The sequence below is a fragment of the Streptomyces sp. cg40 genome, assembly GCF_050320165.1.
Classification (GTDB): Bacteria; Actinomycetota; Actinomycetes; order Streptomycetales; family Streptomycetaceae; genus Streptomyces; species Streptomyces hokutonensis.
Window position 1 is genome coordinate 6,960,927 of sequence record NZ_CP190128.1, and the last position, 26,913, is coordinate 6,987,839.

Consider the following 26,913-nt stretch of genomic DNA (forward strand, 5'->3'; position numbering starts at 1 on the left):
GTCGGCGCGTCCCCCTTTCTCACAGGGTCAGGCTTGGTCGAACCAGGTCGTACTGGCTAGGTCACTTCTTTACACGAACAGTCTTTGTGGACCGTGTCTCGAGAGTCATCTCGTCGGCCTCCGCGACCTTCGCCTTCAGTCGCACAGTACCCGCCGCGGCATCGACCACGTCCACCACCTTCGCAAGCAGTTTCGCAGTATCCGCGTTTCCGGAGACGCTGGCGAGCTGAACGGCCCGTCCCAGTTTGGCCGTTGCTCCGTCGACATCACCCGATTTGCGGAGATCGAGCCCTTGTTGGATGACTTCGGCCAGTTCGGCCTGGCCGGTGTAGTGCGCGACCTGGGGGTTGATGGACGTGGAGGCCACCATGTCGTCGGTCCACACGGCCTTCACCAGCCCCTGGGCGCCCAGGTTCTGAGTTGTTCCGTCGGGCTGCGGGACGACCAGCGAAACGCGGGCGGCGAGCATCTCCTGGCCGATGCCGGCCTCGGGGACCTCGACGCAGACGTGGTAGTCACGGGACTCGTCTCCCCAGGACCCGGTGGGGTAGTCCCCGGCGCGCGGGCCCGCCTCGGTGCGGCGGTCGGTCAACTCCTCGACCCGGGGCGCGACTTGCTTGACGAACTTGATGGCCGTGCCCACCGGCGTCCACAGCCGCAGCGCGACGTCCGCGACCTCCTTGCCCATCGCCGTCTCCATCATCTTCGTGAAGTCGGCGGCGAGGTTGGCCGGGTCGGCGACGATGTCGGCGGTGCCGAGCAGCGCGGAGGCGATCCCTGTGACTTCTTTCACTTCCCAGTCGGTGCCGACACCGCGGGCGTCACAGGTGAAGCGTCCGGCGCAGGCGTCGAGGGCGGCCTTCAGGTCCTCCGGCGCCTCGTGCTCGTTGCGGCCGTCGGTGAGCACGATTCCGTGGCGTATGGAGACGTCCGCCGAGGACAGCAGCCGGTCGGCGAGGCGCAGCCAGGTGCCGATCGCGGTGCCGCCGCCCGCGCTCAGCTTGCGCAGCGCCTGCTTGGCCTGGTCGCGGGTGGTGGAGTCGGCGACCGCGAGCCGCCCGTTGCCCGGATAGACCTCTTTGGCGATGTGCGTGCCGCCGATCACCGCGAAGTGCACCCCGTCGCGCAGGGTGTCGATCGCGGCGGCCGTTGCGTCCCGCGCGTTGCGCATCTTGGTCGGCGGGTAGTCCATCGACCCCGAGCAGTCGACCATGATCGCCACGGCCGCGTCCGGGCCCTGCCCGGGCGAGTACAGATGGGGCGCGGCGACCGCGCTCCCCACGGTGCCGCCGCCGGTCGAGGTCACGGTGACGATCGCGTTGACCTCCCGGCCGCCCTCGGGCAGGTACTCGTTCTGGTACACGTCCACCGAGAACTGCGGCACGTTCGACTTCGAGAAATTGGCCATGCCTACTCTGATCCCCCTCAAGTGCCCCACCTGAATGGGGCGATGACTATGAGCGGACCGGTCCCCTCCGGTCCGAGACCGTCCCCGTTTGTGTGGCCTCAGCCGATTACTGCCCCTTGCGGCGGGGCCGGGAACGGCACGACGGCCACTGTTACGTTGTCGTGGCCCCCGCCGTCCAGCGCGTGGCCGACCAGGACCTGGGCGCTGTGCAGCGGGCGGACCATGGCATCGGGGGGCACGACCTCGGCCATCTCCTCGGCCGACTCCGCGTAGTTCCACAGGCCGTCCGTGCACACCACCACTACACCCGGCCGGTCCGGCTTGAAGGAAGCCGTGTGCGGCTCCAGTTCGTACGCGTCCGCGCCGAGCCAGCCGGTGATCGCGTGGGCGCGCTCGTCGGCGTAGGCCTCCGCCTCGCTCATCAGGCCCGCGGCGACCATCTGCGCGGCCCACGAGTCGTCCTCGGTGAGCCGGGCCGGCGGCGAACTGCGGTCCACCGGGATCCAGTAGGCGCGGCTGTCGCCGACCCAGCCGATGACGAGCAGCGCCGGGGTGACGACGGAGGCGACCAGGGTGCAGGCCGGCGCGTTCTGGTGCGGGGCGTGCTCGCGGGCCGTCGCGGGCTCCTCGGCAAGGGAGTTGACCGCGTGCGAGGCCGCGATGATCGCGTCGTGCATCGCCTGCTGCGGATGCGTGCCCTGCGGCAGCGCGGCCAGCAGCGACTCGCCCGCCTTCTGCGACGCGGCCAGCGAGGCCGCGTCCGGCCGGGTCGCCGAGGACACCCCGTCGCACACGACCGCGACCAGCGCGGGCGCCCCGTCGGGCAGTGCGCACTGTCCTACGGCGAAGGCGTCCTCGTTGCGATGGTGGCGCAGCCCGCGGTCGCTGACCGCCGCGAGCGGGCCCGACTCCTGTTCCATGTGGTCGCGTTCGCGGGGCTGGGCGTGCCCGCAGTTCTCGCAGTAGCCGTCCGGATCGACCCGGCCCGACCGGCAGGCCACGCACACCTTGGTGCCCTCGGCCGGGGTGGGCAGCTCGGCGGCGACCCGCGGGTCCGGTGCCTGGAGCGGGTACTCGTCGGGCTCCGGCGGCCGGTCGAACCGTACGCCCGTGGCCGGGGAGACCGGTGAACCGGTCGGCGGCAGCGGGGAGTTGGACGGCAGAAGGTTGGACGGCAGCGGGGTGCCGCCCGAGTCGGTGCCCGCCAGGTCGGTGGGCAGATGGACCGTCGGCGCGGTCTCGGCGCCCTCCGGCTGGGGGACCACGGGCCAGGTCACGTCCGTGGCCTCCTCGGGAGGGAGCGAACCCGCGCCGTTCATGGTCAGCGTCGGGTGGTCGTCCGGCGGCGCGGGCGCGGCCGACAGGTCGTACCCGCACGCACCGCAGAAGCGGTCACCCGATTCGAGCGGTTCCTCGCAGCTCGGGCACGCGGACAGCTGGGGCATCTGGGACATCAACTACACCCACGTCCGGGGGCGGTAACGGTTGGCACGTTCCACCAGGTCGATCCTCTCCTCGCCGCCCCGCGCCAGCCGGGCCAGCGTGCGGTACGAACGCTCCAGGCCGAAGCGGAGTCCCCGCTCGTCCAGCTCGTTGCCGAGCAGCTCCGGCCGCGTCGGCGGCACGGAACCCTGGCCTCCGGAGAGTATCCAGTCGAGGGCGCAGCCGAGGACCTCGGCCGACAACTGCTCGCGCCGCACCGCGTCCAGGCCGTATCCCTCCAGTGCTTCCACCTGTCCGGCGGACGCGGTCAGATCGTCCAGGAACGGCGTGTCGCCCGCCGTCGCGATCCGCCGCCGAAGCCGCGCCCGTACGGCGGCCACCCGCGCGGCCGTGTAGTGGATCGAGGCCTCCGACACCGACTCCAGCGTCTGTACGGAGCCCGCGCGGTCGCCGGTCGCGAGCTGGACGCGGGCCAGGCCGAAGGCCGCGCTCACATAGCTCGGGTCGGTCGACCACACCAGGTGGTAGTACTCGGCCGCGTTGTCCAGCTGGCCCAGGACCTCGGCGCAGAGGCCGAGCGCCAGCTTCGGCGCGGGTTCGCCCGGGAAGGCGTCGTAGATCGCGTCGAAGGAGAGCGCGGCGGCCTCGTAGTCGCGGGTCGCGAGAGCGGCCACGCCCCGGTACCAGACCACCCGCCAGTCGTCCGGCCGCTCGTCCTCCACCTTCGCCAGGGCCTCCAGCGCGGTGTACGAGTCGCCGTTCTCCAGCCAGGCCCTGATCTGCCGCAGCCGGGTCTCCACGGACGGCGAGGGCGCGGACGCGAGGGCGCCGAGCAGTTCGGTCGCCGCGGTCGTCATCAGCCCGGCCAGGAAGCCCGCGTTGGGGTCCGTCGGGTCGACGTGCGGCACGGGCAGGGCGAGGGCCACGGCGGGGGAGTCGACCTGCTTGACGATGTCCGGGGTGACACCCGCCGGGCCGTTGACCGCCCCGTTGGCGGCGGCCGGCAGCGCCGCGTCGGTGCGCGGGGCCGCCTTCTTCCCGGGCCGCACCACCCGCGCCCCCAGCAGCGACACGTCCCCGTCCAGCTTCGGGAACAACTCCGTGTCCGTGACCCTGAGTTCGGGCCCGAACAGGGTGGACAGGGACGGGCGCGCACGGCCGGTCTGGAGCGAGACGACCTCCCGCAGCACCCCGGTCAGCTGCTCGGCCATCTCCTGCGCGGAGGCGAACCGGCGGGCCGGGTCCGGGTCGGTGGCGCGCACCAGGAGCCGGTAGAACGACTCGTAGCGCCGGAACACCTCGATGTTGTCCGGGTCGGGCAGCGAGTCCACGAAGACGTTCGTGTAGCCCTGGAAGTCGAAGGTGAGGACGGCCAGGGTGCGGCCGACGGTGTAGATGTCGGACGCCACCGACGGGCCGACCTCCGCGACCTCGGGCGCCTGGTAGCCCACCGTGCCGTAGATGGCCGACTCCTCGTCGTCCATTCTGCGCACCGCGCCCATGTCGATCAGCTTGAGCTGGTCCTCGGTCTGGATCGCGTTGTCGACCTTGAAGTCGCAGTACAGCAGGTTGCGGCTGTGCAGATGGCCGAGCGCCTCAAGGGCCTCGATGCCGTAGGCGCAGGCCTGCTCCACCGGCAGCGGATCGCGCTTCCCGGTCGCCGTACGGCGGTCGTTGGCGATCTCCTTCAGGGACTTGCCGCCGACGTACTCCATGACGATGTACCCGTCCAGCGAACCCGTCCGCTGGTCCAGGTGCTCCACGAAGTTGTAGATCCGCACGATGTTCGAGTGCTCGATCTCGGCGAGGAAGCGCCGCTCGGAGATCGCGGCGGCCATCGCGTCCTCGTCGCCGGTGTCGAGGAGGCCCTTGAGCACCACCCAGCGGTCGGAGACCGCGCGGTCCACGGCGAGATAGACCCAGCCGAGGCCGCCGTGCGCCAGACAGCCCACGACCTCGTACTGGCCGTGCACGACGTCCCCGCCGGTCAGCTTGGGCGTGAACGAGTACGGGTTGCCGCACTTGGTGCAGAACCCCTCCGTGCGCCCCGGGCTCTCGCCGCGCGAACGCCCCACCGGCGCACCGCAGTCCGAGCGCGAGCAGAACCGCTTGCGCTCGGGCACCTCCGGGTTCTCCAGCACCATCGCGCGCGGGTCGGGCCGCGGCACGTCCGGCACCTGCACCAGGCCGACCCCGAGCCGGCCGCGCGTCGAGGACGCCGAGGACGAACCGGAGCTGCGCACCGACACCGAGCGGCCCGACGACCGCCCCGACACCGAGCGCGAGAGCCTGCCCGACACCGAGCGCCGCGACTTCGACGACTGCGACGACGTACGCGAACTGCGGCTGCTGGAACGGGAACTGCTGCCCGAACCGCGCGAGCCCCCCTTGCCGCCGGTCATCCCGGTGGGCGGCGAACCCAGCGCTCCGTCGGCCGCCACCACCGGCGCGAGACCGCAGGTGTCGCAGTACAGCTCGCCGCCGCCCACGTCCTCGTACGACCCCTCGCAGCCGGGCCGCTGACACTTCCGCTGTGCCTCACTCATGACCGACCCCGCTTCTCCCTCGTCACTCACGCGCCCGGCCCCCTCTGGTCCTCGGGACCGCCCTGCGGCCGGGTCCGCGAAGCGCTCAACTGCTCGGCGGCGGCGTGCTGGTAGCGCAGCACCGCCTGTTCCGCGACGCGCAGGTCGCAGGGCGCGCTCCACAGCATGCGGCGCGCCGCGTCGTACCGCTCGATGAGGAACGGGTCCTCCGCGAGGCCGTGCCGGGCGACCTTCGCCTTGTACGCGTCGAGGCGGCCGCGCAGCTCCGCGCGGACCGCCAGCGGCTGGGTGACCGCCGTCAACGACTCGCGGGCGCGCAGCAGTTCGTCCTCCGCCTTCTGCTCCAGGGACTCCAGGAGCGGCGAAAGGCGGTGCCACTGGGCGTGTCTGCGGTACTCCGCGGCCGTCGACAGCTGCTCCTGGAGCACCGTCGGCGGGCCGCTGACGACCGGCACCTCCGTGGCCGCGATCTTCGCGAGGACCTCACCGCGCGCGGTGCGCGCCTCGGCGAGCGTGCGGTCCGCGCGGGACAGCACGTCCCGCAGCTTCACCAGCCGGGCCTCCGCGTCCTGCCGGACGGTCAGCACCGCGTCGATCTCGCGGCGCACCTCCTCCAGCGCGCGCGCCTCCCGGTCGTAGACCGTGGTGTCGGGCCGGCCGCCGCCGGGGGCCGAACTGCCCTGCGCCCGCACCCAGAAGGCCAGCGGGTCGGAGATGACCCGCTCGCGCAGCTCGGTCAGGGTGGTGGTGATGCGCTCCAGGTCGTCGCCCGCCGGATGCTCGCCCGGGCGGACGCCGACCGAGTGGGCCAGCTGCCGGGTGCGCTGCAACTCCGCGGCCAGTAAATCGATCCGGGCGGGCAGCGCGGACCACACCGCGTCGGACGTGACGACCATGTCGAGAGAGGTCGCGTACAGCTCGTTCATCTCGTCCACCAGCGCGCTCAGCGAGAACTGGTGGCTCAGCTTGCTCGAACCGCCCGTCAGCGTCGGGGCGTTGGCCGTCGCCGTGGTGGATCCGGCGACCGTGACGGACTCGCCGCGCAGCAGCTCGGTCAGCTCGACCAGGTCCTCACGGCTGGACCAGCGGCGCCGGGAGCGGATGCTCTGGGCGGCGTGGAACGCGTCCGTGTACGCGTCGAAGTACGCCCACAGCAGGGTGATCGACGAATCGGTGGTCGCCCAGCGCTCCTTGGTCGTGCCGGTGAGCTCGGCGCCTTCGAGGAGTCTGCGGCCCGCGTGGTCCTGGAGGGCGAGGAGCGAGGTCTCGATGGCCTCGTGCTCCGCGCCGAGCCGCGCCAGCGCACGGTCCACCTCGTCCCGGTCCATTACCGGCCCGGGGGGTCCCGTGACGCCCATCGATCACCTCTCGCTGCGTTGTGTTCCGTCGGTGGTCCGTGTCTGTGCCGTTCGGTGGTTGACGGTCCGTCACTTGTACTGCGGTACGGGCGGGTTGGCGGACTTCGAGTCGGCGCGCAGGGTGGGCAGCAGCCACTTGTCGTACGACGCCCGCCAGCCGCTGGGGCTGGTGCGGTAGGTCTCTAGTATTCGGTTGACCCGGCGTACCAGATCGGTGGCCTTCAGGTTCATCGCCACGCCGTAGTACTCGGTGGTGAAGGGGCTGCCCTTCAGCTCCACGGTCGGGTCCTGCGCGGCCTGGCTGGCGGCGAGCGCGCCGTCGGTCACCACCGCGTCGGCCTCGCCGAGTTGGAGCTTCACCAGACAGTCCAGCTGGTTGGGCACGGGAGGCATGATCGTGACGCTGGCGGGGATCTTGTGGCCCTTGTCGTCGTTCAGACGGTCGTTCGCCGTGGAGGTCGCCGCTGAGCAGACCCGCTTGTTCGCGAGGGTGTCGTTGTAGCCCGTGATCGTCGACACCTTCGGGGCGAGGACCTGCTGGCCGGTGACGAAGTACGGGGCGGAGAAGGCGACTTGCCCGGCGCGCTTGCAGGTGATCGTCATGGTGCGGACGACCATGTCGACGCGCTTGTCCTGGATCGCCGGGATGCGCTCGTTGGTCGGGATCGCCAGGAACTGGATGCTCTTGTCGGTGTAGGCGCTGCCGAAGATGTCCTTGGCGATGGCCCTGGCGATGTCGATGTCGAAGCCCGCCAGGTCACCCTCGGAACTGTTCGGGTCGCGGTAGCCCCAGCGGTAGCTGTTCTGGTCGACGCCCACCTTCAGGACGCCGCGGGCCTTGATGGCGTCGATCGTGGTGCCACCGGCGTCCGACGGGGCCGGGCTCTGGTTCTGGATGGTGCTGTCGTCGCACTTGGGGGCCCTGGCCTGGACGCCCTGGGCGGTGCGCTGTCCGCCGACGTCCGCGCCCGCCTCGCCGCGCGACTGGGTGAGCGGCAGCAGCAGGACGAAGGCGACCGCGAGGACGCAGACGACCGCCATCGCGCCCACCCCGCCCCAGCCCCGCAGGCTGATCCGCAGGCGCCGTACGGCCCTCAGGCGGCGAAGAAAGTCATCGCGTGCTCGCATGGTCACGCCCCCTTTCACCGGTACTCCGACAGCCTGCGCCCGATGCCCAGCACGGCGCCGGCCGCGCCGAGCACGGCGAGCACCGCGGCGCCGACGGTGAGGCCGGTCATGGCGTCCAGACCGTCACCCGCGGACCGCTGGAACTCCTTGGTCTCGTGCTTCAGCGCCTTGTCCAGCGAGGCGTCCACCGCCTGGAAGCACTCGGCCGTCGCACCGTCCTTGCCGATGACACCGTCGCGGGCCGCCTGGTAGTCGCCCGCGTTGTTGTCCGCGCTGACCTGCTTGTGACGGGAGATCCACACCGTCATGGACTTGTTGGCGACCGCGACGGGCGCGCGGCCCGCGGAGTCGTCGGCGAGCGAGTCGGCCAGTTTCAGGCCCTTGCCCAGCACGGCGATCTCCTGGTCGTAGCCCCAGTCGTAGGCGTCCATGACCGTGCCGTCCGCGAGTTCGTGGGTCTCCGCGCCGCGGCTGACCAGCGTCAGGTTCTCGTCGCTGCGGGCCTTCAGGGAGGCGATGCGGGCGTCGTGCAGCACGTTGAGCGACTTGACCCCGTGGTCGTAGGAGTCGTCGAGGCCCGCGCGGGCGACGGTGTGGCCGACGACCACCCACAGCAGGACGACCGCGGTGGTGGCGGAGGCGGCGACCAGGCCGTGGTTCAGCACCCGGTTGGTGCGCTGGTAGTTGCGCCGCTGGGCCCAGGCGAGGCCGCCGAGCGCGACGAGTCCGAGGGCGATCGCGAACCACGGGTACGGCGTCGCGTTCCCGTAGTCGGTGCTCAGCCGCGCGTTCTCGTTGTTGTAGAGCTTCTGGGCCGTCGGCAGCATCCGGTTCTGCATGGTGTCGTTCGCGGCGCGCAGATAGGCGCCGCCCACCGGGAAGCCCTGCCGGTTGTTGGCGCGGGCCGACTCGACCAGGCCCTTGTACTCCGGCAGGAGTTCGTTGAGATCCGTGATGTAGGCCGCGGACGACGTGCCCGGGTCGGTGTTGGCGGCGGCCGTGACCAGCTTCGCGGCGGCCGTCTTGATGTCCTTCTCGTACTGGTCGCGGGTCGTCTGCGTCTCCTGCAGACCCGCCAGATACCCGGTGGCCGCCATGGTGTTGGCGTCCGCGAGCGAGCGGTAGATGTCCGCCGCGTCCGAGCTGAGCGGCTGGCTGTGGTGGAGCACGTCGTCGGCCGCCGAGGCGCGGCTGTCGGTCTGCCAGGCGGTGACGGCGCCGAACGCGACCACCAGCAGGGCCAGCAGCGCGCCGATGGCCCGCAGCCGCCCCGGCTCGGTGGTGGCGGCCGCGCGCAACTGGTCGACGCCCTCGGCGATTGCCGTACGGCGCGCGGGTGCCGTGTCCGGCGCACGCCGGGGCGCGGGCGCCCCCGACCGGCCCTGCTGCGGCGGCAGCGCGGGCATCGTGGGCACACCGGAGCCCGGTGGCGCCGTACTGCTCTTCGGCGGTTGTGTCACCGCTGACCTCCCCCAGGGTCATCCCGTCGCCGCAAGTATCGCCGCCAGGACTGACATTCCGCACGGGCCTTCACTGGATCTTGATCGGATCGCAGCGTGACGACCGGATTTCCGGCACCACACAACGCCCCCCACCGCCCCCTTGTCCATGAATACGCCGTGGGAATCTGTTCGGTTCCCGGGTGTCAGTGCTCGTAGTACCCCCGCGCCCGCACATGCGCCTCGGCCGGAACGCCCACGTGGTCCAGCCCCAGCAGCACCGCGCCGAGGACCGGCCGCGCGGTGACCACCGTCGCCACCGCCTTGGGTGCCCGGGCGGCCAGCAACTCCCTTATCCGGTCGTCCAGTTGGCTGTGCCGGGCGGCGAGGACGCTCCCGCCGAGCAGCACCGGAGCCTCCTCGTCGAGCAGGTCGAGGCGGGTCAGCGCGACCATCGCCATCGCCACCACCTCCTCCGCCATCCGGTCCACGATCGAACGGGCCACCGGGTCGCCGTCCGCCGCCGTCGCGAACAGCACCGGTGTCAACTCGTGCCGCCGCTCGTGCGCGACCTGTTCGAGATGCAGCGCCTGGATCAGGCCGTACATGGAGTCCAGGCCGAAGTACGCCGGGAGCGTGCGCGCCAGGGCCGTGGGACCGCCGCGGCCGTCCTCGGCGCGGGCCGCGTGCCACAGGGCCTCCTCCGCCAGGCCCCAACCGCCGCCCCAGTCACCGGAGATGCGGCCGATCGCAGGAAAGCGGGCGGTACGGCCGTCGGGCCGCATGCCGACGCAGTTGATGCCCGCCCCGCACACGACGGCGACCCCGCGCGGCTCGGGGATGCCCGCCCGCAGCACCGCGAACGTGTCGTTGCGCACCTCCGTGCTCGCACCCCACCCGCGCCGGTGCAGCGCGCCGGCCAACTGCTGTTCCTCCACGGGGAAGTCGGCGTTGGCGAGACAGGCCGACACATGGTCGACCGCGCTCACGCCCGCGTCCGCGAAGGCGCGGGCCACCGTCTCCCCGAGGGCGTCCAGGGCCGTGTCGATGCCCACGACCGGGGGCCGGAACCCGCCGCCGCGGGCCGTGGCGAGGATCTCTCCGTCGGCCGCCACGACCGCGACGTCGGTCTTGCTGTTGCCCGCGTCGACGGCGAGGACACTTGCGGTCAGGCCCACGCGAGGTGCTCCCGGTTGTGCGCGATCAGCTGGTCGGTCAGGGCTTCGGCGTACTCGTACTGGCCGATCAGGGGATGCGAGAGCAGCGCCCGGAACACCCGGTCCCGGCCACCGCGCAGCGCGGCCTCCAGGGCGAGGTCCTCGTACGCGGTCACATTCGCCGTCAACCCCGCGTACAGCGGATCGACTTCGGCCACATCGAGCGGCGTCGCGCCCTTCGCGCCGACGGCCGCCTGCACCTCGATCACGGCGTCGTCCGGCAGGAACGGCAGCGTCCCCCGGTTGTACGTGTTCACCACCTGGTAGGGACTCCCGCCCCCGCCGAGCAGCGCGGCGGCCAGGTCGACAGCGGCCTCCGAGTAGTAGGCGCCCCCGCGCTTGGCGAGCAGCGCGGGCTTCTCGTCGAGCGCCGGATCGGCGTACATCTTCAGCAACTCCCTTTCCATCTCGGCCACTTGGGAGGCCCGAGACGGCTTCGTGCGGAGTTCCCGTACGACCTCGTCGTGCGCGTAGAAGTAGCGCAGGTAGTACGACGGGACGACGCCGAGCCGGTCGAGGAGCACCCGGGGCAGGCTCAGGTCGGCGGCGATGTCGTCGCCGAACTCGCCGAGCAGCTTGGGCAGGACGTTCTCGCCCTCGGGCCCGCCGAGCCGCACACCGGTCTCCCAGGTGAGGTGGTTGAGGCCCACGTGTTCGAGGTGCACATCGGTCGGGGCGACCCCGAGGAGCCCGGCGAACTTCCGCTGGAAGCCGATCGCCACGTTGCACAGCCCGACCGCCTTGTGGCCGGCCTGGAGCAGCGCGCGGGTCACGATCCCCACCGGGTTGGTGAAGTCGATGATCCAGGCGTCCGGGTTCGTATGGCGAACCCGTTCCGCGATGTCGAGCACCACCGGTACGGTCCGCAGCGCCTTGGCGAGGCCGCCCGCGCCGGTCGTCTCCTGGCCGACGCAGCCGCACTCCAGCGGCCAGGTCTCGTCCTGCTCACGGGCGGCCTGGCCGCCGACGCGGAGCTGGAGCAGCACCGCGTCGGCGCCCTCGACGCCGGCGTCCAGGTCGGACGTCGTCACGATCTTCCCGGGGTGCCCCTGCCTGGCGAAGATCCGGCGGGCCAACCCGCCCACCAGCTCCAGGCGTTCGGGCGCCGGGTCGACGAGGACCAGTTCCTCGACGGGCAGGGTGTCCCTCAACCGGGCGAAACCGTCGATGAGTTCGGGTGTGTAGGTCGAGCCTCCGCCGACCACGGTGAGTTTCATACGTGGTTAACCCTTCACTCCGGTGAGCGTGACACCCTCGACGAACGCCTTCTGCGCGAAGAAGAACACGAGGATCACGGGGGCCATGACCAGCACGGTCGCGGCCATGGTGAGATTCCAGTCGGTGTGGTGCGCGCCCTTGAACGACTCCAGGCCGTAACTCAGGGTCCAGGCACCGGGGTTCTCGGACGCGTAGATCTGCGGCCCGAAGTAGTCGTTCCAGGCGTAGAAGAACTGGAAGAGCGCGACGGCCGCGATGCCCGGCTTGGCCATCGGCAGCACCACCCGCAGCAGCGTGCGCAGTTCACCGCAGCCGTCGACCTTCGCCGCGTCCAGGTACTCGTTCGGGATCGTCATCAGGAACTGGCGCAGCAGGAAGATCGAGAACGCGTCCCCGAACGCCATCGGGATGATCAGCGGCCACAGCGTGCCCGACAGGTCCAACTGCTTGGCCCAGAACAGGTACATGGGGATGATCACGACCTGCGGCGGCAGCATCATCATCGAGATGACCAGCATCAGCGACAGATTCCGGCCCCGGAAGCGGAACTTGGCGAGCGCGTACGCCACCGGGATCGACGACACGACGGTCAGGACGGTGCCGAGACCGGCGTAGATCAGCGTGTTCTTCCACCAGGTGAGGAAGCCCGGGGTGTCGAAGACCTTGCGGTAGTTGCCCCACTCCCAGGTGTGCGGGATCAGGTCGCGGCTGAGGGCCTGGCTGTCGCTCATCAGCGAGGTCAGGAACACGAAGACGAAGGGGAGCGTGAAGAAGAGCGCGGCGGCGACACCGAGCGAGTGGACCGCGACCCACTCGACGAGCGCCTTGCGGCGGGCGGTGCGCTCGGCTGGGGTCACCGGGGCCCGCAACTCCACGGGCTTGTCCAGTACTTGGGCCATGGTCAGTCACCTGCCAGATTGAGGCCGCCCCGGCGCCGCATCAGGAACGCGGTGAACACCATCGACAGGGCGAACAGGACGAGTGCCACCACGCAGGCAGAGCCGTAGTCGAAGCGCTGGAAGCCGAGGTTGTAGACGAGCTGGGGAAGGGTGAGCGTGGACTTCTCCGGGTAGCCGGGCTCGAACTGTGTGCCGGCACCCTGGATGACACCGGACGCGACCTTCCCGGCGATGAGGGGCTGTGTGTAGTACTGCATGGTCTGGATCACGCCGGTGACCACGGCGAACATCACGATGGGCGAGATGTTCGGCAGGGTCACGAACCGGAACCGCTGCCAGGCCGAGGCACCGTCCAACTCGGCCGCCTCGTACTGCTCTTGAGGAACGTCGAGCAGCGCGGCCATGAAGATGACCATGAGGTCGCCGATGCCCCAGAGGGCGAGCAGGGTGAGCGCCGGCTTGGACCAGGTGGGGTCGTTGAACCAGCCCGGGGCCGGGATGCCGACCTTCTCCAGGATCGAGTTGACCGGCCCGGTACCGGGGTTGAGGAGGAAGGCGAACGCCATCGTCGCCGCGACCGGCGGAGCGAGGTACGGCAGGTAGAAGAGCGTCCGGAACACGCCCGTCGCCGTCTTGATCTTGGTGATCAACAGGCCCACGCCCAGGCCGAACACGACCCGCAGCGAGACCATCACCACGACCAGCCACAGGGTGTTGCGCATCGCGGGCCAGAAGTACGGATAGTTCTTGAAGACGTACGTCCAGTTCTTCGTCCCCACCCACGTCGGCGGCTTGAAGCCGTCGTAGTGCATGAAGGAGAAATAGACCGTCGAGATCAGCGGATACGCGAAGAAGACCGCGAAGCCGATCAGCCAGGGCGACATGAAGGCGAGTGTCCGAAGCGCCGACCTGCGGCGCTTCGACGCCAGGGTGATTGTGCTCATGCTGCGGCTACTTCGCCTGCGCGATGTCGGTGTCGATCTGCTTGGCGGTGCTCTTGAGGGCCGAGTCGAGGTTGCTGACCTTGCCGCTCTCGTAGTCGTAGCCGAGGTTCTGGATCGTCGTCAGGTACACACCGCCGTTGATCGAGGCGGGACTTGTCGTCGAGTACTGGTTCGCCGCGATGTCCAGGAAGGTCTTGAAGCGCGGGTCGTACTTCAGCTTCGGGGACTTGAGGGCGGCGAGCGTGGAGGGCACGTTGTGGATGGCGTTGGAGAAGCCGACCACCGCGTCCGTGTCCGTGGTGATGTACTTGACGAACTCCCAGGCCGCGTTCTGCTTCTTGCTGGTGGCGGCGATACCGGTGATCGTGCCGGTGATGTAGCCCTTGCCGTACTGGGCGACCTGGTCGTCCGGGACGGGCAGCGGGGCAACTCCTATGTCCAGCTTGGGATTCGCGGCCGTGGCCATCCCGAGCCGCCACTCGCCGTCGAGCTGCATCGCGACCTGGCCGGTGTGGAAGGGGTGCTTGTCGCCCCACTCGTCGCCGAGCGTGGAGCGGTAGCTCTCCAGCTTCTTGAAGCCGCCGAGTTCGTCGACGAGCTTCTTCTGGAGCGTGAATCCGGCCTTGAAGGCGGGGTCCGTGGCGAGCGTCGACTTGCCGCTCGTGTCGAAGTACGTCGGCGAGAACTGCGCGAAGTAGTGCTCGGTCGTGGTCTCCCAGCCGTGGTAGTCCGGCATGAACCCGAGCTGCGAGTACGTGTCGCCCTTGCTGATCGTCAACTTCTTGGCGTCCGCCTCGAATTCGGACCACGTCTTGGGCGGGCTGGTGATGCCGGCCTTCTTGAACTCCGTCTTGTTGTAGTAGAGCCCGTACGCGTCGCCCAGCAGGGGAGCGGTGCAGCGGTTGCCGTCGAACTGGGTGTACTCGTTCATCGCCTTCGGGAACGTGGTCTCCGGGTCGATGCCGTCCTTCTTGAAGAAGGGGTTGAGGTCGACCAGGGCGCCCGAGGAACAGAACTTGCCCACGTTGTTGGTGGTGAAGGACGAGATCACGTCCGGGGACTTGTCGCCGCCGGTGCGCAGCGCCTGGTTGATCTTGTCGTCCGTCATGTTGCCGACGACGTTCACATGGATGTTGGGGTGCGCCTTCTCGAACCCGGCGACCAGCGACTTCACGGCGCTCAGCTCGGAGGCCGCGCTCCAGGCGTGCCAGAAGTTGATCGTGACGTCCTTCGACGCGTCGTCGGAGGCACCGGACGAGGACTGGCCGGTACAGGCGGTGGCGAGCAGGGCGAAGGAGGCGGTGGCGGCGAGCGCGACAGCCGCTTTCCGGGATGTTACGGACATCTTCCGGGGTGTTCCGGGCATGGCGAGGTCTCCCAAGGGCGGGGCGGGGCGAGGTGGTCGGGGAAGCCGAGGGGGGTGGGTAGAGGTGGGCCGACGGGGGTCTGGGGGAACCGGAGCCGGCCGGTGGGGTCAGCGCGAGGTGTCGAAGACCTCGTCGCGGGTCGTTGCCAGCGCGCTTTCCAACGCGCCGCGCAGCACGGGCTGTTCATGGACGTCGCCGACGACGAGCCGGGGCCGGGACGCCGCCAGCTCCTCCAGCTCGGCCTGGACGAGGGCGCGTAGGGGCTCGCCGCCGGCGGTCAGCGAGGCACCGCTGAGGACGACGAGTTCGGGGTCGAGTACGGAGACGAGCGAGGCGAGACCGGTCGCGAGGTGGGTCGCGTAGATCTCCAGGAGCCGCCGCCGGGGGCCGGTGGTGTGGTCGGCGGCGGTGGCGACGAGGGCGGCGGCGACCTCGGCGTAGGGACCCGTCGGAATCTCGGTGATGCCGAGTTCGCGGGCGAGTTGGGGCAGGGCCTGCGAGCCGGCCAGGGCCTGGTAACCACCGCTGTTGGCCTTGGTCACCTGGCGGACCAGGGGAGCGCCCGGCACGGGCAGGAAGCCGACCTCGCCCGCGCCGCCGGTCCAGCCGCGGTGCAGCCGGCCGCCGAGGACCAGGGCGGCGCCGAGGCCGCCCTCGTTCCACAGCAGCACGAAGTCGCCGTGTCCGCGGGCCGCGCCGAGCCGCTGTTCGGCTATGGCGACGAGGTTGACGTCGTTCTCGTACTCCACCGGCATCGGCAGCGCGGCGGCGAGTTCGTCGAGCAGGGCGGGGGAGTGCCAGCCCGGCAGGTGCGAGGCGTACCGCAGCCGCCCGGTGTTCGGGTCGAAGGCGCCGGGGGTGCCGATGACCAGGCGGTGCACGTCACCGCGGGCCAGCCCGGCCGCCTTGACGGCCCCGTCGAGGGCGTCGGTGACCTGTCGTACGACGGGCTGGGCGGGCCGCCGGCCGGGGGTGGCGAGCTCGAACTCGCCCACCGTGCGGCCGGTGACATCGGCGACGGCGGCACGGATGCGCTCCGGCGTGACGTCGAGCCCGGCGGCGTACGCGGCGCCCGGATTGACCACGTACAGCTGGGCGTTGGGACCGGGCCGCCCCTCGCTGGTGCCCGTGGCGAGCACGAGGCCCGCCGCTTCGAGGCGGGCGAGCAGCTGGGAGGCGGTGGGCTTGGAGAGTCCGGTGAGCTTGCCGATGCGGGTGCGGGAGAGCGGGCCGTGCTCCAGGAGGAGGTCCAGGGCGGCGCGGTCGTTCATGGCGCGCAGGACGCGGGGGGTGCCCGGGGTTCCCGTGCCGGGGGTACCGGAGGTTCCTGCCATGTCGACGCCACCTGCCTCTCGAACTCTCGAACCACCCAGCGTGTCATGTGATCACTGTTAGGAAAGTTTCCTATTGGGTGGGAGGAACGTAAGCCCGGGACGAAGGGGGCGTCAATAGACACCGCCCCCGAGGCAACAGACTCGTTACCTGCGGGGGCGGTGGGAGGGGAGCTGGTGTTACTTCTTGTCCTACTGAACGTCGATGTAGTCACCGGCGGCGGTGGCCGCGCCGGTGGTGGCGGTGCCGGCGAAGACGTAGCGGAAGTAACCGTCCTTGGTCGCCTTGACGGTCGTCTTCAGGGCGCCGCCCTTGACGGTGGTGACCGTCTTCACGGTGGTGTAGGTGCTCGAACCCTTCGCCCGGAACTGCAACTTGGCGGGCTGGGACACGTAGCCGGTGTAGACCTCGTTCTCCCAGTCGGCGCGGGTCAGCTTGCCGGTGACCGTGATGGTCCTGCCCTTCTTCACCGGCTCGGGGGCGGCGTTGGCGGTGAGCCTGGCCGCCCGCTGCACCTTGACCTTGCCCTTGCCGCCCCAGGCCGCGAAGTCGGTCGACATGCTGATCTTGTCGTCGGAATCGTCCGTGTCGGCGTCGATGTGACCGTAGAAACCGCCGACGTTCCAGGTGGTCGCGTCGGCCGCCTCGTACAGACTCTCCTGCGGATCGATCGTGATCGTGTCGGAGCAGGACTCGGTGACGGTGGTGTCCGTCGTCGCCGTCGTCGTGCAGGTCGGCGCGAGGTTGCTCTCGATGTCGTTGTCCATGTCGGCGAGCCGGCCGCGGTAGAGCATGATCCCCGCGAACGTCGTCTTGCTGTCGATGACCACGTCCGACGGACGCGTCAGCGTGTACGTCACGGGCACCTTCACCGCAGCGGTGGTGCCGACGACGATCGCCTTCCCCTTGTTGACCGTCACGCCCGAGAAGACCAGATCCGGCGTCGCGGCCTGCGCGAGCGGCGCGGCCAGACCGGTCAGGGCCAGGGCACCGGTCAGGGCGGCACCGATGGCGAGTTTTCTCATTCTTGTCCCCACATTCGAAACGAACCCCTGGGCGTTGCGCTCCAGAACAAGGGCCCGTCGTGGGGCGACCTTAGGCATGAGGGGCCTGCGAGGGAAATGAGATCAACCTGTGAAGGTGAGCGCATCACGGCTTCGTCACGATGGCCAAAGCCGCAGGTGGGAGCGGTGGTTGGGAATTTGGCCGATCTGCCGCAATTGCGAGGCCTGTTGGACGCTTTTCGGCCGCTACGGCTCCGCCGCCGAGGCCGATTCGTAATGTCGCCGCGGACGCCTGCCAGCCGCCTCACAGCATCCTGACTTTTGATCAACCGCGTTCGCGGGACATGGGGAACGGCGAGAGGAGTGCGGGCATGAGTGCCTTGGCCGAATGTCGGCAGGAGGCGGGGAGCACGCCCGCCGTCAACGTCGTATGGGCAGTGGCCGTATGGGCAGCAGCGGTACGCCCGTCCTTGCGGCGCCGAGCCCGCACCGCGGGCATCCCCCTCACCCCCGACGTCCTCGCCCGCCGCCAGACACGCCAACTCCGCGTCCTACGGCCCTCCGTGGGCTGGCCCGACCGGATGCGTACGGAACTGAAGGCGTCCGACCGGGCCGTCGTCACGGCGGAGAAGGGCCGCGAGGAGCTGTGGTTCCACTGGCGCCCGGGCTTCCGCAGGCACACGGTCTGGGGCTCGATCACCTTCGACGAGGCGGCGGGGACGGTGCGGCTGGACCTCCGTGAGGGTGCGGAGTACACGGGAGTCTCGGGGGTGCGGCGGGGCGCGTCCTTCGTGGCGTTGTGTCAGGTGGCCGGGGGGCTGGGGCTGGTGGAGGGCGGGCGCTGATCCGCCCGGGAAATGAGCGGCGGGGTCCCCGGGTACGCGGTACCGTGCGCCGATGTCTGCGATCAAGAAGTTCCAAGTCACCTTCGACTGCGCGGAACCGGAGCGTGTCGCCCGCTTCTGGTGTGAAGTACTGGGGTACGTCATGCCGCCGCCCCCCGAGGGCTTCACCACCTGGGACGACTTCAACCGCACCCTGCCTCCCGAGAAGCGGGGGGCATGGTCCGCCTGTAGTGATCCCACGGGCGCGGGCCCGCGCCTGTTCTTCCAGCGCGTCCCCGAAGGCAGGACCGTCAAGAACCGGGTCCACCTCGACGTCCGGGTCGGCACCGGACTCGTCGGCGACGAGCGCCTCGCCGCTCTCGAAGCCGAGTGCGCACGCCTGGTCGCACTCGGCGCGACCCACGTCCAGACGCTGTACGCCGACGAGGAGAACGAGTCGTGCATCCCGATGCTGGACATCGAGGGCAACGAGTTCTGCATCGACTGAGCGTCGACGGGGCGGGGGTGGGCGTCGATGACGGGCGGATTGCCGTGGTGCGGGCACCGCACGTTTCGACGGTGTTCGAAAGGATGGCTGGTATCCACGGGCGGTGCCTACGGTGTGGCGCGAAGAGGTCGACCACAACGAGTTGCGTCGGTCGGCCGAAAGGCAGGTCCTCAGGGGCAGGGAGACTTCTGGATGCAGTTGCTCAAAAGGCACGTGACCCGTACAGCTGTGGCTCTCACTCTTGGAATCGGCGCGCTCATCGGTGGCTCCAGCACCGCTTCAGCTGCCGACGTCCATCCCCAGTACGTGACCTACAAGTGCGATCCCGGGCGGGCCTGCGTATACGATAATTCCGGGGGTGTCTGGAATATGGATGGCTGTGGCGACAACTGGATCTACGGCCGTTTCAACTATGCCAGGGCCCACGGCAACAGCTTCACGGTGTATTACGTGAACGGCACATGGGATTACGTCTGGGCAGGGGGCCAGCGGACCCTGGACGGCAACAATTACGTCGAGAGAGTGCACGTGGATTGCTGAGCGCTGACGACAGAAGCAGCCTCCTTCCAGCTTTGTGGAAGGAGGCTGCTTTCTTGGCCGGCCTCTCACGTGGAGCTTGAGCGCTTGATCACTGGTGGCCGATCCCCCGATGGTGGCGGAGCCGGAGCCATGTGTCCCTGCTGCTGGAATTGGGCAGCCTCAGATGTGCCGATCAGGGCGCATGGATGCTTGGGGGGCCTCGTGAACGTAGCAGCTCTGCTTGTTTCTGTCGGTGCTTTGCTGGTGTCGGGAGCGGCTTCGTATCGTCAGCTGAGGCTGGCCGCGCATGCCAACACCTTGCCCGTCCTGGTGGAGCTGTTTCGGGAGCACAGAAGCGACTACCTGGCGGAAGCCCGTTGGTTTGTGCATCAGGAGTTACCTGGTCGCGATGTTTCGGAAGGCTTGCACAGCCTTTCCCCTGAAGAGCTCAAGATGGTACGTGATTTGGCATGGTTCTATGACAACCTGGGAGCTCTCGTAGCTCATGGGATTGTTGATATCGACCCAGTCTCGGGATATCTGGGTGGCTCTGTGATCTCCACTTGGGAGAGCATGGCACCACTCATAGCTGCTCATCGCGTTCGAAGGAGCGCAATAGGGCGGGACGACGGCGCGGAGTGGCAGGGGTACTACGAGAACCTCTACCACCTGATCAAGCAGAACCCGCCCGGTGCCGTGCGTAATCGGTTGGAGCGATGGTCTTTGAATACCTCAGTTCCGCCTCGGAACTAGGGCGTCTGCGGAGTCGTGATCAGCGTGCCAGTGGAACGTTCGTGTGGCGAGACGCGAACTGAGCGATAACGACTGGGCGTTGGTGGAGCCGTTGCTGCCGATCGGCGAGTACGGGTCACGTTCCTGCACCGGCCCTATTCCTCATCGGTGAGGGCCCGGAAGTCGCGAGTGCGCGGCAAGCCCTCCACCAGCTGCAAGAACTCGTCATGCAGCCGACCGTTGGTGACCAGCACCGACTTGTCGCCTTCCAGCACGGACGCTCCGCTCAGGTCGGTCACCCGGCCGCCCGCTTCCGTGACGATGACCGGCATCGGAGCGACGTCCTCATAGCCCATCGGAGGACCGGCAATCACGCCGGCATCGACTCGGCCTGTCACCAGGGCCGCGATCATGCCCGTTGAAGGGATCAGGAAGACCCGGCGGTGAAGAGCGGAAAGGAGTTCTTCCGGCCAGCCTGCCGGGTTGTGCATCACGGTCCGTGCCCCGCCGAGGTTGGTCCGCTCCGTGACCCGAGCACGGCGGCCCGACGCCAGGTCCGGCTCCGGCCCGGGCAGCACCCAACAGCCCAGACCACGACCCGCCACGACCATCTGCTGCCTCAGCGGCATGTTGATCACACCGATGGCCGGACCGTGCTCGTCCTCGTAGGCGAGATCGTTCGAGAACAGCGGTACCCGGTGCGTGAAGTACGTGGTGCCGTTGATGGGGTCGATGATCCATCGCCGTCCTGATGACCCGCTGGTTGAACCTCCCTCCTCACCGAAGACCCCGTCATCCGGCATCTGGCGACTCAGCTCGGCCCTGATCCACTCCTCAACCGCCACGTCGATCTCGGTGACTTCGCTGCCGTCCTCCTTGCGACGGCTGTGCCAGTCACCACCGAAGAACCCTTCCGCAGACATCTGCCCGGCACGACCGGCCACGCGGACAGCGAAGTCCAGAAGCTCCCGGTCAACGGGAGGAGCATCGAACGCATAGTCCATCCGACGAGCCTTTCACGACCTCCATGACCACGTGGAGCCAGATCAACTTCCTACGCCGCGGAGCCAACATGATCACGACTCCGCACACGCCTTAGGAGAAGGGCATGGGAACGGCTAAAGCCTCTCCCGCAGCTGAGTGGTTGGCGGCGCTGCGACCAGCCGCAGACGTTGGACACCGCCGCGTTTCAGCGGCATCCCGCTGTTGGCCACGAGGTCATGGGCTGCAGGGCCGATCCTCATGCCGGAGATTCGTCGGCCCTGTGTGGTCTCGACGCAGGCCGGCCGGGTCGCTGCTCGCAGGGCCGTCCAGACAAGGCGCGTCTCCTCGGTCAGGAGTCGATGTCGCTCGCGCCCGACCTGCTGCTCGAACCAGCGCGCTGCGAGACGACCGGCTTCGAAGACTTCGCCCTCACCGTCCTGAAGGCGGCGTGAGCAAAGGAACTGCACGATGGCCGAGTGCCCGATGTCGGATCTGGGGCCGACCGCCTGGTCCACCAGGACATCTTCAGGTGCGCGAGCCCCGTCCGGCAGAAGCAGAAACGCCTGTCGACCGCCGCAGCTCAGGGCCTTCCCGAGTGAGCGATGCAGATGCACCTGGTGAAGGCCCCGCGGGCCGGGGTGACTGCACAGCCAGCCGGATCGTGGCAGGGCTTCGTTGATGTGCTGCCCGATGAGCTGCTCGTCTTCGGGCAGCGACCACACATCGGTCGTCTTCGTACGGGAGCCGGGAAGAGCCATGGCCTCAGAATCGCAGAGGGCGAGGAATTCCCCGCAGGGGGTCCGGGCCCCGCTATCTGCGTCAGTGCAGGGCTGCGGTGAACCGCGTCCAGGCGGCGGGGCCCAGGCGGAGTACCGGACCGCCCGGGGTCTTGGAGTCGCGGACGGCTATCGTGCCGGGGATGTTGCGGGCGACTTCGAGGCACTCGTTGGCTGCCGTGCTGTAACTGGACTTCGTGAAGTTGAACTCGGGCACGGCTCACATCTCCTTGCGCAGGCTGTCGATGAGAGTCACGGAGTCGCGTGGGGCGAGGCTCAGGCGCGATGTGCGATCGAACAGCACGCTGTAAGTGTTGCTTTCCACCTCGTTCTCCACCCACACCATGCCCGTGATGGTGTCGCTCTGGACCACATCGAGGGCTTCGTCCTCCGCGAAGGAGATGATGCTGAACGGGCCCGCGATGCACGGGTGTGCGCCAGCTCGGAATGGAAGTACCTGGAGGCGTACGTTCGGCAACTCGGCCAGTTCGAGCAGGCGCTCCAGTTGGGCGCGCATGACTGCGGGGCCGCCGATTTCCTGGCGCAGCGCGGCCTCCCAGATCACCGCGTACGACTGGAGCGGACGTTCGCCCACCAATCGCCCTTGGCGCTTCTGCTTGATCTCGGCCGCTCGCTCGATGTCGTTCGGGTCATCCCAGGTGCCCTCGGCGACGGCCAGCGCGCGCGTGTACTCGGGGATGTGGAACAGGCCGGGAATCAGGGACGACTGCCAGTTGCGGATGTGGGTCGCCACGTCCTCCATGGCGATGTACTCCGCCATGGTTCCGGTGTCGAGCGAGTCGCGCCACCAGCCCTTGGCCTTACGGCGCTCGCGGTCCAGTTTCGCCAACCCCAGTAGCCGTCCTACGACTTGACTGTCCTCCACGCCGTAGAACTCGCACAGCACCCGGATGTCGGGGTCACGCATCGGTACCCAGCCGCGCTCCATTTTCACGATCTTGGTGCCGGTCGCGTTGATGGACTCCGCGGCCTGCTGCTGGGTCCTGCCTGCGGCGTCTCGCAGGCGCAGTAGTTCGCCACCGAGCTTGCGTGCCAAGACAGTTGAGACCTGGCCCTGTCGAGGCTGAGTTGATCGCATCACGGTCACAGTGTGTCCCATCGGCGTCACCGGGTCGAAGAGATTCACCCTCTCAGGAAGAACTTCCTCAAGTAGATTGTGCTCAGGATGGAGTTGTCGCTACTTTCAGTGCTCGATCCGCTACAAGGAGAGGTACGTGTCCCATGACCGAACCCCCCACCGCCCGCGACACCGAATCCGTCCCCGTCCCCCACGAGGACCGTCTCGACTACACCCCCGTCGCCCGCAGCGTCCCCCTCGCCCGGCGCCGAGCCGCACGGCTCGTCACTGAGTGGGGTCACCCCACCCTCGCCGGGGACGTCGCGGTCGTCGTGTCCGAGTTGATGAGCAACGCGCTGCTGCACGGCAGCCTTCGGGATCGGCTCATCCGGGTGCGGATCACGGACACCGGCGTCGTCCTTCGCGTCGAGGTCAGCGACCCGCGCGGCGAACGTCTGCCGAGCCCGTGCTCCGTAGGCGACACGGATCAGTTCGGGCGGGGATTATTGCTGGTCGGGGCCCTGTGCCATCACTGGGGGTGGGAGCCCCGGTCTGTCGGCAAGACCGTGTACGCGGAGTGGGTGCTCGGCCCTGACCCGGCTACGGTGAATCCGCTCGTGGGTGCGAGGGAGTGACGGGAATGGCGCTAGCGTGGGCACGTGCCACAAGGGCGCTTGGCGAGCGGAAGGGGCGGCCGATGACCATGCCGTACGCGGAGGGGAATGCTCCGCTGATTCCCCGTCCCGACCTCAGTCTTCCGGCGCTTCGCCAGGCGGTTGCCACGGTTGCCCCCTCCCGGCTTCCTGAGTTCTTCGAGGACCTGCAGAGGGCGTTCGTGCGGGCCGGGGACGAGGACAGCGTTGTGCCGATCCGGATGTTCTACCGGGAGTGGGGCGTGGTCGTAGAGATCGAGCGCCACCCGGAGACGGCCCGTCGGCTGCATGCCGCCGAGTCGGCTATTAACAGCGCGGACCCCGCCGTACGAGACCGAGCCGTTCGCGAGGCCGGAGAGATCGTCCGCGCCGCGCACCGCGAGGTCGCGGGTGGCTGACTGGCACTGGGAGCTGTTCCAGGACGACATCCTGGACGGACTCCCGGATTCGGCCCGCACCGAGGCGGAGCGGCTCGCCAACGAGATCGCCGTACGTGAGTCCATGGTCTTTCTGGAGGGTGCGGCCTATACGGGCCCCGGTCCCGGAGTGCGTACCGAGAGCCGTGGGTTGCTCATGCTCACCTATCTGACGGATGTGCGTGGGGAGCGGATCGTGGTGGTTCAGGTGAGCTGGTTCGGATAGGTCTTCATCCTCGGGGTTTACGGGGAGTCGTCAGCCTGTCGCAGGCAGCCTTGCCCCGACAACCCCCGTGCGCCCCAACCACCCCGCGTGATACTTCTCGCTGCCATGAGCGATCTTGTGACGGCACGGCTCGTGCTGCACCCGATGACCGTCGGTGAAGCCGGGCGAGTGGTCGCCGGTGAGCCGGGCAGCGGTGACCGGTGGGCGCCCGAATACCCCACCGACGGGGACGTGTTCGCCGCCAGGCGCTTCCTGGGTGTCTGTGCGGACACCGGTGATCCCGAGCCGTTCGGCAACTACGAGATCCGTCGCCGGGAGGACGGCCGGGCGATCGGCGGCCTCGGCTTCCACGGACCCGTGGACGAGGACGGCACCGTCACGATCGGCTACGGCCTCGTCCCGTCGGCCCAGGGTCAGGGATACGCCTCCGAAGCCCTCCGCGCGCTGCTGCAGTTCGCGCGGGCGCAAGGAGTCACGTGCGTGAAGGGCGACGCCGACCACGACAACATCGCCTCCCACCACGTCATGACGGCGGCGGGCATGCGGCCGGCCGGACAGGACGAACGCGTCAGGTACTTCGAGATCACCTGGGCCGACGCGAAGCCGATGAGTGAACTGTCCTGGTACGGCGTCCGATGCGTGTTCCAGCATCGCGAACTCGGCGTCTACGAGGAGCGGTTGACCCTCTGGCAGGCCCGTTCGCTCGACGAGGCCATCGGGCGGGGGGAGTCGGAGGCACGCGAGTACTGCGCCGACCTCGAGGGAGTTGAGTACGTCGACTTCGCCGAGGCTTACCGGATGTGCGGCGAGCCCGGGGAGGGTGCCGAGGTGTTCTCCCTCATGCGGGAGAGCGAGTTGCCGGCGGGGGAGTACGTGGGGCGGTTCTTCGCCACGGGGGCGGAGCGGACGGGGAGTTGAGGTGGGTCCGTGGTCTCGGGGCTCAGCTCTCCAGGAAAGGGGCCGTGTCCAGAGTGGGGTACGGGGCCGGGAGGACGAGGGGATTTCCCAGGCCGACCTTGGACTCGGCGTCGTAGTACGCCTCTTTGGGATCGTCGCCGGGGAGAACGGGGGCGGTGTAGCAGTGGGCCGTCTTCGTGTTGCGGTTGATCAGGACGAAGACCGGGACTCCGGCGGCGGCGTAGGTGCGGAGCTTCGGGCCGGTGTCCGTCTCGTGGTTGGTGGACGTGACCTCGCCGACCAGGGCGATCATGTCGATGGGGTACCAGCCCCTGTGGGCCTTGAGATACGACTCGTCGAGCTCGCTCGGCCTGCGGCGACGGACGTAGAAATCCGGGATGAGCAGGGCCATCGTGGTGCCGTCCTTGTGGGCTGCGCGGTAACCGTTGCCCATGCCCACGAGGCGGTGCCCGGCGGCGCGGAACTGGAAGGACAGCTCGAAGGCGCCATCGTTGTGGTTGTCGTTCGGTGCCGATGGCACGATGGCCATCCCCTCGACGTACTCGGGTCGAATCGGCGTCGTCGACGCTTCCTCGATCGCGATCAGCAGATCGATGGGGTCCTGCTGCGTCTGCGTCATGACCGGCTCCATGATGGGTTCGGCGCTCATCGATGCTTCTCCCTCGTCACGCTGTTGCCAGGCTACGCCCGTGCCGGGTGCCTCGGCAGAACGCTGAGGCATTCGTGCGCCCCGCGACCTGCGGTTCCGCCACCCTTCACTCGAACGAGTGTGCTGAACCGTTCCGCCCGCACCGGCCCCCGTACCCCTACCGCGTCGAGGGCCGCTGGGACGAGATCGGCGCAGCCGCCGCCACCTGAGGCGAGTCGGAGTTGGAGTACACGGAAGGCGCCGCGACCGACTCCGTAGGGTCGGCCGGGGTGTCCGCCGGGTCGGCCGTCGCGCCGCCGACGATGCGGATGTTCGCCTCGTCGAAGGCCCGCTTCACCCGCCAACGCAACTCCCGCTCAACGCCGACCGACTTGCCCGGCATCGTCTTCGCCGAGACGCGGACGACCATCGAGTCGATGAGGACGCTGTCGAGGCCGAGGACCTCGATGGGGCCCCAGAGTAGCTCGTTCCAGGGTTCTTCCTTGCTCATGCGCTCCGAGACCGCGTCGAGCGTCGCCTTCACCCGGTCCAGGTTCTCCGACGCACGCACCGTGACGTCCACGCCCGCCGTGGCCCAGCCCTGGGAGAGGTTGCCGATGCGCTTGACCTCGCCGTTGCGGACGTACCAGATCTCGCCGTTGTCGCCGCGGAGCTTGGTCACGCGGAGGCCTACCTCGATGACCTCGCCGGAGGCGACCCCCGCGTCGATCTGGTCGCCGACGCCGTACTGGTCCTCCAGGATCATGAAGACGCCGGAGAGGAAGTCCGTGACCAGGTTGCGGGCGCCGAAACCGATCGCCACGCCCGCGACACCGGCGGAGGCGAGCAGCGGGGCCAGGTTGATCTCGAATGTGCCGAGGATCATCAGCGCCGCCGTGCCCAGGATCACGAACGACGCCACCGAGCGGAGGACCGAGCCGATCGCCTGGGAGCGCTGGCGGCGGCGTTCCGCGTTCACCAGGAGACCGCCGAGCGCCGTGCCGTCCACCGACTCGACCGTGCGGTTCATCCGGTCTATCAGCTTGGTGATCGCCCGCCGCACCGTCATTCTCAGCACCGCCGCGATCACCAGGATCAGCAGCACCCGCAGCCCGATCGCCAGCCAGGTGGACCAGTTCTGCTCGACCCAACTCGCTGCGTTGGTCGCGCTCTCCTGGGCGTCCTGGAGCGTGGGCACGGTCACCGTGGTCTCCGAGGGGCTCGGAGACGGCGACGGCGAGGCGGCGGCCAGTAGGACGGCGGACAAGGACACGGCAGGTACCTCCAGGTGCTGCGGTCCGCCCCCGGCGCTGCGGTCAGGTCTTACACGTCGTACACGTCTTCGTAC

Annotated in this window: 26 protein-coding genes and 1 pseudogene; 8 read left to right on the forward strand and 19 right to left on the reverse strand. The window is 69.0% G+C overall.

Annotation, left to right across the window (positions count from 1 at the left end; genetic code table 11):
• Window positions 1–61: 61 nt before the first annotated feature.
• The 13 genes from ACQHII_RS31300 to ACQHII_RS31360 all read right to left on the reverse strand — a co-directional run bounded on the left by ACQHII_RS31300 (window position 62) and on the right by ACQHII_RS31360 (window position 17,324).
• Window positions 62–1,408, reverse strand: coding sequence for a vWA domain-containing protein (locus ACQHII_RS31300; RefSeq protein ID WP_427922414.1), 1,347 nt, complete (start codon window positions 1,406–1,408; stop codon window positions 62–64).
• A 98-nt stretch (window positions 1,409–1,506) separates the two neighbouring features.
• Entirely contained in the window at window positions 1,507–2,865 is a 1,359-nt protein-coding gene (locus ACQHII_RS31305) for a PP2C family serine/threonine-protein phosphatase (RefSeq protein ID WP_427922415.1), read from the reverse strand.
• A complete protein-coding gene (locus ACQHII_RS31310) occupies window positions 2,866–5,397 on the reverse strand; it encodes a tetratricopeptide repeat protein (RefSeq protein ID WP_427922416.1) in 2,532 nt (843 codons plus the stop codon).
• 26 nt (window positions 5,398–5,423) lie between these two features.
• Entirely contained in the window at window positions 5,424–6,755 is a 1,332-nt protein-coding gene (locus tag ACQHII_RS31315; RefSeq protein ID WP_427922417.1) for a hypothetical protein, read from the reverse strand.
• A gap of 69 nt (window positions 6,756–6,824) precedes the next feature.
• Window positions 6,825–7,883 carry a glutamate ABC transporter substrate-binding protein gene (locus tag ACQHII_RS31320; RefSeq protein WP_427922418.1) on the reverse strand — a complete coding sequence of 353 codons (1,059 nt, stop codon included), beginning with the start codon at window positions 7,881–7,883 and terminating at the stop codon, window positions 6,825–6,827.
• Window positions 7,884–7,897: 14 nt separating this feature from the next.
• Window positions 7,898–9,343, reverse strand: coding sequence for a hypothetical protein (locus ACQHII_RS31325; RefSeq protein ID WP_427922419.1), 1,446 nt, complete (start codon window positions 9,341–9,343; stop codon window positions 7,898–7,900).
• Window positions 9,344–9,528: 185 nt separating this feature from the next.
• On the reverse strand, window positions 9,529–10,500 hold the full coding sequence (locus ACQHII_RS31330) for an N-acetylglucosamine kinase (protein ID WP_427922420.1): 972 nt from the start codon (window positions 10,498–10,500) through the stop codon (window positions 9,529–9,531).
• The gene (locus tag ACQHII_RS31335; protein ID WP_427922421.1) at window positions 10,491–11,756 is read right to left on the reverse strand and encodes a 6-phospho-beta-glucosidase; all 1,266 of its coding nucleotides are present in this window, start codon (window positions 11,754–11,756) and stop codon (window positions 10,491–10,493) included. Before ACQHII_RS31335 ends, ACQHII_RS31330 begins: the two co-directional genes overlap by 10 nt.
• 6 nt (window positions 11,757–11,762) lie before the next feature.
• The gene (locus ACQHII_RS31340) at window positions 11,763–12,656 is read right to left on the reverse strand and encodes a carbohydrate ABC transporter permease (protein ID WP_427922422.1); all 894 of its coding nucleotides are present in this window, start codon (window positions 12,654–12,656) and stop codon (window positions 11,763–11,765) included.
• A 2-nt stretch (window positions 12,657–12,658) separates the two neighbouring features.
• The gene (locus tag ACQHII_RS31345; RefSeq protein WP_262058107.1) at window positions 12,659–13,600 is read right to left on the reverse strand and encodes a carbohydrate ABC transporter permease; all 942 of its coding nucleotides are present in this window, start codon (window positions 13,598–13,600) and stop codon (window positions 12,659–12,661) included.
• Window positions 13,601–13,607: 7 nt separating this feature from the next.
• Window positions 13,608–14,945 (reverse strand): ABC transporter substrate-binding protein, encoded by a 1,338-nt coding sequence (locus tag ACQHII_RS31350; RefSeq protein WP_427922423.1) that lies wholly within the window; start codon window positions 14,943–14,945, stop codon window positions 13,608–13,610.
• Window positions 14,946–15,074: 129 nt separating this feature from the next.
• Window positions 15,075–16,301, reverse strand: a complete 1,227-nt coding sequence (locus ACQHII_RS31355) for an ROK family transcriptional regulator (protein ID WP_019065639.1) — start codon at window positions 16,299–16,301, stop codon at window positions 15,075–15,077.
• A 189-nt stretch (window positions 16,302–16,490) separates the two neighbouring features.
• The gene (locus ACQHII_RS31360; RefSeq protein WP_427922424.1) at window positions 16,491–17,324 is read right to left on the reverse strand and encodes a hypothetical protein; all 834 of its coding nucleotides are present in this window, start codon (window positions 17,322–17,324) and stop codon (window positions 16,491–16,493) included.
• Between the two features lie 350 nt (window positions 17,325–17,674).
• On the opposite strand from ACQHII_RS31360, the gene ACQHII_RS31365 reads away from it, so the two are divergent.
• The 4 genes from ACQHII_RS31365 (at window position 17,675) to ACQHII_RS31380 (ending at window position 19,907) form a co-directional block, all read left to right on the forward strand.
• The gene (locus ACQHII_RS31365; protein ID WP_427922425.1) at window positions 17,675–18,148 is read left to right on the forward strand and encodes a hypothetical protein; all 474 of its coding nucleotides are present in this window, start codon (window positions 17,675–17,677) and stop codon (window positions 18,146–18,148) included.
• Between the two features lie 52 nt (window positions 18,149–18,200).
• A complete protein-coding gene (locus ACQHII_RS31370; RefSeq protein WP_427922426.1) occupies window positions 18,201–18,635 on the forward strand; it encodes a VOC family protein in 435 nt (144 codons plus the stop codon).
• A gap of 192 nt (window positions 18,636–18,827) precedes the next feature.
• On the forward strand, window positions 18,828–19,175 hold the full coding sequence (locus tag ACQHII_RS31375; RefSeq protein WP_427922427.1) for a hypothetical protein: 348 nt from the start codon (window positions 18,828–18,830) through the stop codon (window positions 19,173–19,175).
• 201 nt (window positions 19,176–19,376) lie between these two features.
• Complete coding sequence (locus ACQHII_RS31380; RefSeq protein WP_427922428.1) at window positions 19,377–19,907, forward strand: DUF4760 domain-containing protein; 531 nt, start codon at window positions 19,377–19,379, stop codon at window positions 19,905–19,907.
• A gap of 134 nt (window positions 19,908–20,041) precedes the next feature.
• On the opposite strand, the gene ACQHII_RS31385 is transcribed toward ACQHII_RS31380, so the two are convergent.
• The 4 genes from ACQHII_RS31385 to ACQHII_RS31400 all read right to left on the reverse strand — a co-directional run bounded on the left by ACQHII_RS31385 (window position 20,042) and on the right by ACQHII_RS31400 (window position 22,745).
• Window positions 20,042–20,890, reverse strand: coding sequence for an inositol monophosphatase family protein (locus tag ACQHII_RS31385; RefSeq protein ID WP_427922429.1), 849 nt, complete (start codon window positions 20,888–20,890; stop codon window positions 20,042–20,044).
• Between the two features lie 114 nt (window positions 20,891–21,004).
• The gene (locus ACQHII_RS31390) at window positions 21,005–21,628 is read right to left on the reverse strand and encodes a hypothetical protein (protein WP_427922430.1); all 624 of its coding nucleotides are present in this window, start codon (window positions 21,626–21,628) and stop codon (window positions 21,005–21,007) included.
• A 61-nt stretch (window positions 21,629–21,689) separates the two neighbouring features.
• Complete coding sequence (locus ACQHII_RS31395) at window positions 21,690–21,863, reverse strand: DUF397 domain-containing protein (protein WP_427922431.1); 174 nt, start codon at window positions 21,861–21,863, stop codon at window positions 21,690–21,692.
• Window positions 21,864–21,866: 3 nt separating this feature from the next.
• A complete protein-coding gene (locus ACQHII_RS31400; protein WP_427925447.1) occupies window positions 21,867–22,745 on the reverse strand; it encodes a helix-turn-helix domain-containing protein in 879 nt (292 codons plus the stop codon).
• Window positions 22,746–22,888: 143 nt separating this feature from the next.
• On the opposite strand from ACQHII_RS31400, the gene ACQHII_RS31405 reads away from it, so the two are divergent.
• The 4 genes and pseudogenes from ACQHII_RS31405 to ACQHII_RS31420 form a co-directional block, all read left to right on the forward strand.
• Window positions 22,889–23,359 carry an ATP-binding protein gene (locus tag ACQHII_RS31405; RefSeq protein ID WP_427922432.1) on the forward strand — a complete coding sequence of 157 codons (471 nt, stop codon included), beginning with the start codon at window positions 22,889–22,891 and terminating at the stop codon, window positions 23,357–23,359.
• 62 nt (window positions 23,360–23,421) lie between these two features.
• Window positions 23,422–23,775: a hypothetical protein gene (locus ACQHII_RS31410; protein ID WP_427922433.1), complete on the forward strand. Its 354-nt coding sequence runs from the start codon at window positions 23,422–23,424 to the stop codon at window positions 23,773–23,775.
• The gene (locus ACQHII_RS31415) at window positions 23,768–24,019 is read left to right on the forward strand and encodes a hypothetical protein (RefSeq protein WP_427922434.1); all 252 of its coding nucleotides are present in this window, start codon (window positions 23,768–23,770) and stop codon (window positions 24,017–24,019) included. The genes ACQHII_RS31410 and ACQHII_RS31415 overlap by 8 nt, the downstream gene beginning before the upstream one ends.
• A gap of 105 nt (window positions 24,020–24,124) precedes the next feature.
• A pseudogene (locus ACQHII_RS31420) lies at window positions 24,125–24,613 on the forward strand (GNAT family N-acetyltransferase); the annotation flags it as partial.
• A gap of 346 nt (window positions 24,614–24,959) precedes the next feature.
• Here the strand turns inward: ACQHII_RS31420 and ACQHII_RS31425 are convergent.
• Both ACQHII_RS31425 and ACQHII_RS31430 read right to left on the reverse strand, forming a co-directional pair.
• A complete protein-coding gene (locus ACQHII_RS31425; RefSeq protein ID WP_427922435.1) occupies window positions 24,960–25,586 on the reverse strand; it encodes a Uma2 family endonuclease in 627 nt (208 codons plus the stop codon).
• A gap of 157 nt (window positions 25,587–25,743) precedes the next feature.
• Window positions 25,744–26,838, reverse strand: coding sequence for a mechanosensitive ion channel family protein (locus ACQHII_RS31430; protein WP_427922436.1), 1,095 nt, complete (start codon window positions 26,836–26,838; stop codon window positions 25,744–25,746).
• Window positions 26,839–26,913 lie beyond the last annotated feature (75 nt).